This is a genomic window from Acinetobacter sp. YH01022 (assembly GCF_013420235.1).
In the GTDB taxonomy this organism is placed as follows: domain Bacteria; phylum Pseudomonadota; class Gammaproteobacteria; order Pseudomonadales; family Moraxellaceae; genus Acinetobacter.
The window spans coordinates 1-9,788 of the sequence record NZ_VOYP01000068.1 but is presented as its reverse complement, the minus strand read 5'-3'; the positions used below and the strand labels follow the sequence as shown (position 1 = coordinate 9,788).

Annotated in this window: 5 protein-coding genes, 2 pseudogenes and 1 other annotated feature; all 7 genes and pseudogenes read left to right on the top strand. The window is 42.3% G+C overall.

The window, feature by feature from the left end:
- Window positions 1-106: pseudogene (locus FTT87_RS14925) on the top strand (IS701 family transposase); the annotation flags it as partial.
- A 712-nt stretch (window positions 107-818) separates the two neighbouring features.
- A complete protein-coding gene (locus tag FTT87_RS14920) occupies window positions 819-3,659 on the top strand; it encodes a 2-oxoglutarate dehydrogenase E1 component (protein ID WP_086196928.1) in 2,841 nt (946 codons plus the stop codon).
- Window positions 3,659-4,867 carry a 2-oxoglutarate dehydrogenase complex dihydrolipoyllysine-residue succinyltransferase gene (gene odhB / locus FTT87_RS14915; RefSeq protein ID WP_180080679.1) on the top strand — a complete coding sequence of 403 codons (1,209 nt, stop codon included), beginning with the start codon at window positions 3,659-3,661 and terminating at the stop codon, window positions 4,865-4,867. The genes FTT87_RS14920 and odhB overlap by 1 nt, the downstream gene beginning before the upstream one ends.
- 60 nt (window positions 4,868-4,927) lie before the next feature.
- Window positions 4,928-6,361, top strand: coding sequence for a dihydrolipoyl dehydrogenase (lpdA, locus tag FTT87_RS14910; protein ID WP_180042363.1), 1,434 nt, complete (start codon window positions 4,928-4,930; stop codon window positions 6,359-6,361).
- Between the two features lie 182 nt (window positions 6,362-6,543).
- Entirely contained in the window at window positions 6,544-7,710 is a 1,167-nt protein-coding gene (gene sucC / locus FTT87_RS14905; RefSeq protein WP_180042361.1) for an ADP-forming succinate--CoA ligase subunit beta, read from the top strand.
- A 12-nt stretch (window positions 7,711-7,722) separates the two neighbouring features.
- A complete protein-coding gene (sucD, locus tag FTT87_RS14900) occupies window positions 7,723-8,613 on the top strand; it encodes a succinate--CoA ligase subunit alpha (RefSeq protein WP_180042359.1) in 891 nt (296 codons plus the stop codon).
- Window positions 8,614-8,936: 323 nt separating this feature from the next.
- Window positions 8,937-9,679 (top strand): annotated as a pseudogene (locus tag FTT87_RS14895) (IS3 family transposase); the annotation flags it as partial.
- Window positions 9,212-9,328: a sequence feature (AL1L pseudoknot), on the top strand. (Overlaps the previous pseudogene by 117 nt.)
- Window positions 9,680-9,788: the final 109 nt, after the last annotated feature.

The following is a 9,788-nucleotide window of genomic DNA, read 5'->3' as shown; positions in this document are numbered from 1 at the left end:
TGTATATCGTTGGCAGAAGAAATTATTTAGACCAATGATCAAAAACTTCATTGATGACTTTATTCTCGATAAAAATCATCTGCTACCACAGAGAATCTATAAATAATAGTGCGTAAGTCCTATAATTGATTAAAGTAGAGACGGAATCTTGCTTAAAAGCGATCTAAGTGTGGTGGGATTGTTTGAGTGAGTGATTAAAGCACTAATTGTAGGCTTGAATCTGCAAAGTTGAGATTAAAATGTTATCATATAACGCATATAAAGAGAGCCAGTTTAAATATTGAGCTCTCTTTTGTTATATGTGTGGGCGTGGGGTAGGACTTTGGTCTAGATTGAATCTAATTATGAGATAAAGCACCATATGTTAGATGAAAATGGAGGATATGTATTTCGCTGAGTTATGAGAGGTATGTGTCAAAAAAATCAATTGCAACTGGAGAACATGTTACGATTTGGCACAAAGCTATATTTAAAAAAAGCACTGTATTTGCGTACATTTTTTCAACATCTGAAATTATGTATAAGGTTTATAAATAGATATAAATCGCTTTAGAAAAATTAAGTCGCGTAGTTATTTTTTCTAAGTCGATTTGCAAAAAAATTGCTCGGTCTTGGTCGAGTATATATCAATGAGTGATGATGCCAATGGGGGCGTTATGATTCATTATTCACATTGGGTTATTCCTAATGTAGTGATCACGCCTCATGGCTTATGCCTTATGGGGACTAATGTCATATTACCAATTTGACATTATTAATCATGGGTTCGCTTAAAAAGCATCCTGAAAATGTTTTTGCAATAGGAAATGGGTCCACAAATGCAAGAAGTTGCTGACGCACTGCGTCTTGACACTGAACTTAGCGCTGACAGTGCAGCGTATATTGAAGAACTTTATGAGCAGTATTTGACGGCTCCAGATTCAGTAGGTGCTGACTGGCAGGAATACTTCGGTAAATTCCCTAAAGGTGATCAACCACATAGCAATGTACGTGAGCAATTCCTTTTATTAGGTCGCAACTCAAGTCGCGTTCAACCTGTAATTCAAAGTGCTGTAAGTTCTGAGCATGAGCGTCGTCAAATTGGCGTATTGCAACTAATTGCGGCTTATCGTAACCGTGGTCATCAAAAAGCAAAATTAGATCCACTAGGTTTGGCTAAGCGTGAAATCGTACCTGATCTTGATCTTGCTGCGCATGGTTTGACTCAATCTGATTTAGATACAGTATTTAACACAGGTAACCTTGCAATCGGTAAGAGTGAAGCAACTCTAGCTGAAATGGTTCAGGCGATGGAAGCAACTTATTGTGCTTCTATTGGTGCTGAATACATGCATATTGTTGATACCAAAGAAAAACGCTGGATTCAACAACGCCTTGAAAGTGCAAAAGGTCAATTCGGTTTCACTGCTGAGCAGAAAAAACACGTCTTAGAACGTCTGACAGCAGCTGAAGGTCTGGAAAAATACCTCGGTAATAAATACGTTGGTGCAAAACGCTTTGGTGTAGAAGGTGGTGAATCCTTCATCCCGATGGTGAATGAACTGATTCAACGTGCAGGCTCTGTAGGCTGTAAAGAAGTTGTAATCGGTATGCCGCACCGTGGCCGTTTGAACTTGCTGGTCAACATTATGGGTAAAAACCCGGCTGACCTGTTTGGTGAGTTTGAGGGTAAATCACTGCACAAAAAAGGTTCTGGTGACGTTAAATATCACCAAGGTTTCTCATCTAACGTGATGACACCGGGTGGCGAAGTTCACTTGGCATTGGCATTTAACCCATCTCACTTGGAAATCGTTGGACCTGTAGTTGAAGGTTCTGTACGTGCACGTCAAGTCCGTCGCAAAGACATTGGTGGTGATGATGTATTGCCAATCATTGTTCATGGTGATGCAGCATTTGCAGGTCAAGGTGTAAACCAAGAAACCTTCCAGATGTCACAAACACGTGGTTATACCGTAGGTGGTACAGTTCACATCGTTGTTAACAACCAGGTGGGCTTCACAACTTCTGACCCACGTGATGCACGTTCTACAGAATACTGTACTGATATCGCGAAAATGATTCAGGCACCGATCTTCCATGTCAATGGTGATGATCCTGAAGCTGTATTGTTTGTTTCTCAATTGGCACATGACTTCCGTCATACTTTCCGTAAAGACGTTGTAATTGACATGTTCTGTTACCGTCGTCGTGGTCACAACGAAGCGGATGAGCCAGCTGCAACTCAACCAATGATGTATCAAGTGATTAACAAAAAAGCGACCACTCGTACGCTTTATGCTGACCAACTTGTACAACAAAATGTTCTGGATCGTGCTGCTGCTGATGCAATGGTTGAACAATACCGTTCAGACCTTGAAGCAGGCAAGCATGTTGCCAATGCATTGGTACTTGAACCAAATACCAAAATGTTTGTCGACTGGTCTCCATACTTGGGTCACGAGTACACAGACGTATGGGATACATCATTCCCAATCGAACGCTTGAAAGAACTCGGTACCAAAATGCGTGAGCTTCCAGAAGGCTTCGTTATGCAGCGTCAGGTTGCAAAAGTGATTGACGACCGTCTGAAAATGCAAACTGGCGAAATGCCGCTGAACTGGGGGGCTGCAGAAACTTTAGCGTATGCAACTATTCTAGATGAAGGCTTCCTGGTTCGTTTAACTGGTGAAGACGTGGGTCGTGGTACTTTCTCACACCGTCATGCGAAATTGCATAACCAGGTAGACGGTTCAACTTACATTCCATTATGTAACCTGAAAGAAAACCAGCCACGTACAGCAATTTATGACTCTTTATTGTCAGAAATGGCGGTACTTGCATTTGAATACGGTTATGCAACGACTCTTCCTAAGAGCTTGATTATCTGGGAAGCTCAGTTCGGTGATTTCGCTAACTGTGCGCAAGTTGTAATTGACCAGTTCATCGCATCTGGTGAAACTAAATGGGAACGCGTATGTGGTTTAACTATGCTTCTTCCACATGGTTTTGAAGGTCAAGGTCCAGAGCATTCATCTGCACGTTTAGAACGTTTCTTACAGCTTTGTGCTGAAGACAACATGCAAGTGATGACACCGACTACACCAGCGCAAATTTTCCATGCGATGCGTCGTCAAGCACTTCGTCCAATCCGCAAACCAATGATCATCATGTCACCGAAGTCATTGCTTCGTCACAAACTTGCAACCTCTACGCTTGAAGAGCTTGCAAATGGTTCATTCCAGACTGTGATTGACGAAATCGACAACATCAACAAATCTGATGTAACTCGTTTGGTGCTTTGTGGTGGTAAGGTTTATTACGATTTACTTGAAAAACGTCGTGAACAGGAATTAAACAACACTGCAATCGTTCGTATCGAACAATTGTACCCATATCCAGAACAACGTATTGCTGAAGTACTTGCTTCTTATCCAAATCTAAAAGAAGTGGTTTGGACTCAAGAAGAGCCGAAAAACCAAGGTGCTTGGTTATTCATTGCTCCTCGTTTATATGACGATGTAATGAAAACAGGTAAACAGGTACGTGTTAGCTACGCAGGTCGTCCAGCTTCTGCTGCGCCAGCTTGCGGTTCACCATATTTGCATGCAAAACAACAAGCTCAGCTGGTAAATGACGCATTAGCGATTGCAGCTGAACAATCAGGAGATTCTAAGTAATGGCAACCGAAATTAAAGCACCGGTATTCCCAGAGTCAGTTGCAGACGGTACGATTGCAACTTGGCACAAACAACCAGGTGAAGCTGTATCACGTGATGAAGTGATCTGCGATATTGAAACTGATAAAGTTGTTTTAGAAGTTGTTGCTCCTGCTGACGGTACAATTGCGTCAATCATTAAAAATGAAGGCGATACAGTGCTTTCTGCTGAAGTGATTGCACAGTTTGAAGAGGGCGCTGTTTCTGGCGCTGCTCAAACTCAAGCAGTTCAATCTGAAGAGAAAGTTGAACAAGCGGCTGCACAAACTCAAGCGGGTAATGCACCTGTTGTTGAGCGTGCTCAACCTGTTGCTGATCAAGCTCCAGCAGTGCGTAAAGCATTGACTGAAACTGGTATTGCAGCGAGCGATGTAGCTGGTACTGGTCGCGGTGGCCGCATCACTAAAGAAGATGTTGCAAACCATCAAGCTAAACCTGCTGCTGCGCCGTTAAGCGTTGCTGTTGGTGAACGTATCGAAAAACGTGTTCCTATGACTCGTCTTCGTAAACGTGTTGCTGAACGTTTACTTGCTGCAACTCAATCAACAGCAATGTTGACTACGTTCAACGAAGTGAACATGAAACCAATCATGGAAATGCGTGCTCAATATAAAGACGCATTTGAAAAACGTCATGGTGCACGTTTAGGCTTCATGTCATTCTTCGTTAAAGCAGCGACTGAAGCACTGAAACGCTACCCTGCTGTAAATGCGTCTATCGATGGTGATGACATTGTTTATCACGGTTACTATGACATCGGTGTAGCTGTATCAAGCGACCGTGGTCTAGTGGTTCCTGTATTACGTGATACTGACCGTATGAACTATGCTGAAGTAGAAAACGGTATTCGCGCTTATGCTGTTAAGGCACGTGACGGTAAGTTGGGCATTGAAGACATGACTGGCGGTACATTCACTATTACTAACGGTGGTACTTTTGGTTCATTGCTTTCTACCCCAATTTTGAACACACCACAAACAGCAATCTTGGGTATGCACAAAATCCAAGACCGTCCTATGGCAGTGAATGGTCAAGTAGAAATCTTGCCAATGATGTATCTAGCACTTTCTTATGACCACCGTTTAATTGATGGTAAAGAAGCTGTAGGTTTCCTTGTAGCAATCAAAGAATTGTTAGAAGAACCTGCTCGTCTTATCCTTGATCTTTAATTTTATAGAATAAATCCATGGGCTTAGAGCGATCCTCTAAGCCCATTTTTGGAGAGCATAATGTCTCAACAATTTGATTTAGTAGTAATTGGCGGTGGACCAGGTGGTTATGAAGCTGCAATTCGTGCAGCTCAACTTGGTTTTAAAGTTGCGTGTATCGAAAAACGTATTCATAAAGGCAAACCTTCTTTAGGTGGTACTTGCTTAAACGTGGGTTGTATCCCGTCTAAGGCATTACTTGATTCTTCACACCGTTATGAAGACACCGTAAAACATTTAGATGATCACGGTATTACCACTGGTGAAGTAAGTTTCGACTTGTCTAAGCTTCTTGCACGTAAAGATAAAATCGTTGATCAGTTGACTGGCGGTATTGACCAGTTATTAAAAGGTAACGGTGTTGAATGGTTAAAAGGTACTGGTAAATTACTGGCAGGTAAAAAAGTTGAGTTCGTTTCTCACGAAGGTGAAACTCAAGTTTTAGAGCCTAAGTATGTCATTCTTGCCACTGGTTCTGTGCCAGTAAATATTCCTGTAGCTCCTGTTGATCAAGACATCATTGTTGATTCAACTGGCGCGCTTGAATTCCCAGAAGTGCCTAAACGTTTAGGTGTTATTGGTGCAGGCGTGATTGGTCTTGAGCTTGGTTCAGTATGGCGTCGTTTAGGTGCAGAAGTTGTTGTATTTGAAGCAATGGATGCATTCTTGCCAATGGCTGATAAAGCATTGGCAAAAGACTTCCAGAAACTGTTAACTAAGCAAGGTCTTGATATCCGTGTAGGCGCGAAAGTGTCTGGTACTGAAATTAACGGTCGTGAAGTAACTGTTAAGTACACTCAAGGCGGTGAAGACAAAGAGCAAACTTTCGATAAGTTGATCGTTTGTGTAGGCCGTCGTGCTTATGCTGAAGGTTTATTGGCAGATGATTGTGGCATTAAACTGACTGAACGCGGTCTGGTTGAAGTGAACGATTGGTGTGCGACTTCTGTGGAAGGCGTATATGCAATTGGTGACTTGGTACGTGGTCCAATGCTTGCACACAAAGCAATGGAAGAAGGCGTAATGGCTGTAGAGCGTATTCATGGTCATGCTGCACAAGTGAACTACGACACGATTATTTCTGTTATCTATACTCACCCGGAAGCAGCGTGGGTCGGTTTAACAGAAGAGCAAGCCAAAGAAAAAGGCCACGAAGTTAAAACTGGTCAATTCGGTTTTGCTGTAAATGGCCGTGCTTTAGCTGCGGGCGAAGGTGCTGGTTTCGTGAAGTTTGTTGCTGATGCAAAAACTGACCGTTTACTTGGTATGCATGTGATTGGACCAGCTGCGTCTGATATCGTACACCAAGGTATGATTGCACTTGAGTTTGTATCTTCAGTTGAAGATTTACAGTTGATGACTTTTGGTCATCCAACCTTCTCTGAAGTGGTTCATGAAGCTGCACTTGCAGTTGATGGACGAGCGATTCACGCGATTCAACGTAAGCGTAAGTAAGACAAAAAAGAGCGGCTTAGGTCGCTCTTTTTACATTTGATAGTTGTTTTTATTAGAACAATCATCTAAAAATAAAGATAAGAATCATTTTAAGTTCTCAAAATACCAATATTGATTGATGTGAACCAAAAGATATTGGTGAACGTAATAACAAAGTCAAATAAGTACTAAAAGGTTGTTCAATGAATTTACATGAGTATCAAGCAAAAACGTTATTAAAAAAATATGGGATGCCGGTTCAAGAGGGTATCTTGGCAACAAATGCAGAAGAAACCGTAAAAGCTTTTGAGCAGCTTGGTGGTAAATTTGCAGTACTCAAAGCCCAAGTACATGCCGGGGGACGCGGTAAGGCTGGTGGGGTAAAAGTGGTGAAGTCTGCACAAGAAGCTGAAGACTATGCCAATCAGATCATTGGTACTCGTTTAGTGACTTATCAGACGGATGCCAATGGACAACCAGTCAACAGCATTTTAGTCTCTGAAGATGTTTATCCGGTTGAACGCGAGCTGTATCTTGGTGCAGTGGTCGACCGTTCCAGCCGTCGCGTAACTTTTATGGCATCGACTGAAGGTGGGGTCGAAATTGAAAAAGTGGCTGAAGAAACCCCAGAAAAAATTATAAAAGTCGAAGTCGATCCATTGGTTGGACTGATGCCATTTCAAGCTCGTGAAGTGGCTTTTGCTCTTCATTTGAAAGATGGTCAGATCAATCAGTTTGTCAAAATTATGACTGCAGCTTATCAGGCATTTATTGAAAATGATTTTGCCCTATTTGAGATTAACCCCCTTTCAGTTCGTGAAAATGGTGACATCTTATGTGTGGATGCCAAAGTCGGGATCGACTCTAACGCCTTATACCGTTTACCCGAAATTGTAGCGATGCGTGACAAGTCTCAGGAAAATGAACGCGAATTAAAAGCTTCAGAACATGACCTGAATTATGTAGCCTTAAAAGGTAACATTGGATGTATGGTCAATGGAGCGGGGCTTGCTATGGCAACTATGGACATCATCAAACTGTATGGTGGTCAGCCTGCGAACTTCCTTGATGTTGGCGGTGGTGCAACCAAAGAGCGCGTCATTGAAGCGTTTAAAATTATTTTGGCAGACAGCTCGGTACAAGGGGTTTTAATTAATATTTTTGGTGGAATTGTACGTTGTGACATGATTGCTGAAGCCATTATTGCAGCGGTCCAGGAAGTTCATGTAACCGTGCCGGTCGTTGTGCGTTTGGAAGGAAATAACGCAGAACTGGGTGCCAGGTTATTGGATGAATCTGGACTCACGTTAATCTCTGCATCAGGTTTAGCTGATGCAGCAGAAAAAATTGTTGCTGCGGTAAAAGCTTAAGGAGTATCAATCATGAGCGTATTAATTAATAAAGACACCAAAGTATTGGTACAAGGTTTTACCGGTAAAAATGGTACGTTTCACTCAGAGCAAGCATTGGCTTATGGTACCAAAGTCGTCGGTGGTGTAACGCCCGGTAAGGGGGGGAAAAGCCATTTAAACCTACCTGTATTCAACACCATGAAAGATGCAGTCAAAGAAACAGGCGCAGATGCCTCGGTCATTTATGTACCTGCACCATTTGTATTGGATTCAATTGTAGAGGCAGTAGATTCTGGGATTGAACTTATTGTTGTAATTACTGAAGGTGTGCCGACTTTAGATATGTTAAAGGCCAAGCGTTATCTTGAAACCAATGGCAATGGTGCGCGTTTAATCGGTCCAAACTGTCCGGGTATTATTACCCCGGGAGAATGTAAAATCGGCATTATGCCAGGACATATTCATCAGCCAGGTAAAATCGGAATTATCTCGCGTTCGGGTACACTAACCTATGAAGCTGTAGCTCAGACTACAAAGCTCGGTTTAGGTCAGTCAACCTGTATTGGCATTGGGGGAGACCCAATTCCAGGCATGAACCAGATTGATTGCTTGAAGTTGTTCCAAGAAGACCCGCAGACCGAAGCCATTATCATGATTGGTGAAATTGGCGGTAGCGCAGAAGAGGAAGCAGCTGAATATATTCAGTCTCATGTCACCAAGCCAGTTGTGGGCTATATTGCAGGTGTGACTGCACCAAAAGGTAAGCGTATGGGGCATGCAGGTGCAATTATTTCTGGCGGTAAGGGTACAGCAGAAGAAAAATTTGCAGCCTTTGAAAAAGCGGGTATGGCTTATACGCGTAGTCCTGCAGAGCTCGGATCAACCATGCTAGAAGTTTTAAAACGCCAAAACCTGGCCTGAGTCAATCAATAAACTTGAAAGCTCTCAATTGAGGGCTTTTTATTTTATGGTCTTTGATAAGCAGTATCTGACATTGAAAAAACTTCATATAAAAAATGAGAAACCAGACTTTTTGCAAAATCACTTTTTAAATTATTTCAATGTTGTAAATTACAGTAATCAAATTCATGCCTAAACCTATACCTTTACATCGACTATAGTAAAGTGTAGCAAGAATTTTGAAGAATCTTTAATTTACCATTTACCTGCTCAATTCGAAAACGATGTTTGCCCTGAACCGTACCGGGTTTGTCGGAGACCAACTTTCCTGAGAGAATGTTCCGATGAAAAAACCAAAATATACCCCTGAAATCAGAGATAGAGCGGTTCAATTATTGATTGAATCCGAAAAAGATTATCCATCGAATTGGGCTGCAATCACTGCTATTGCTCCCAAGATAGGTTGTACTCCTGAAACACTGCGTGTTTGGTATTTAAAACATCTCGATCAACAAAATCCTATCAAAGTACAGCAGCTTTCAGATCAAGAAAAAATGAAGCAGATGGAACGTGAAATCAAAGAATTAAAGCGTGCCAATGAAATTCTACGTAAAGCAGCTGCTTTTTTCGCCCAGGCGGAGCTCGACCGCCCACACAAATAATGGTGGATTTCATCCATAACAATAAAGACTTATATGGTGTTGATGCGATTTGTAGGATTTTACCGATCGCAGCTTCAACCTATTACCGAACTTTAGATCTCGCGGACAATCCAGAACATCGAGCGAAACGAGATTTACATGACTTGCATCATGCTGAACAAATTAAACGAATTTGGAAGGAAAGTTCAGGTCGATATGGTGTACGTAAAGTTTGGCAAAAACTGAAACGTGAAGGCTATGTTATTGCGCGCTGTACAGTTGCTCGATTGATGCAAAAGCTAGGTATACAAGGTGTTTGGCGTGGGAAGAATAAACAAACTACCCGTAGCAGAGATGATCAAAAACGAGCGGATGACTTGGTGAAACGCAATTTTAGTGCTGATCAACCTGACCACCTGTGGGTCGCTGACTTCAGTGTGCCGCAGCAAGCGGCGTAAGAGATGAGGGTATGGCCCCTCGCTATCGGCTTGCAGGAGCAGGTAGCAAACCACCATAAGCGGCTTGGATCAAAAGTCCCGGTCGTGAGCGTTATGG

What these genes read in the sequence shown, in the direction of transcription:
- FTT87_RS14920 (WP_086196928.1), top strand. Translation starts at nt 819, where the DNA reads ATGCAAGAAGTTGCTGACGCACTGCGTCTTGACACTGAACTTAGCGCT.
- odhB (WP_180080679.1), top strand. Translation starts at nt 3,659, where the DNA reads ATGGCAACCGAAATTAAAGCACCGGTATTCCCAGAGTCAGTTGCAGAC.
- lpdA (WP_180042363.1), top strand. Translation starts at nt 4,928, where the DNA reads ATGTCTCAACAATTTGATTTAGTAGTAATTGGCGGTGGACCAGGTGGT.
- sucC (WP_180042361.1), top strand. Translation starts at nt 6,544, where the DNA reads ATGAATTTACATGAGTATCAAGCAAAAACGTTATTAAAAAAATATGGG.
- sucD (WP_180042359.1), top strand. Translation starts at nt 7,723, where the DNA reads ATGAGCGTATTAATTAATAAAGACACCAAAGTATTGGTACAAGGTTTT.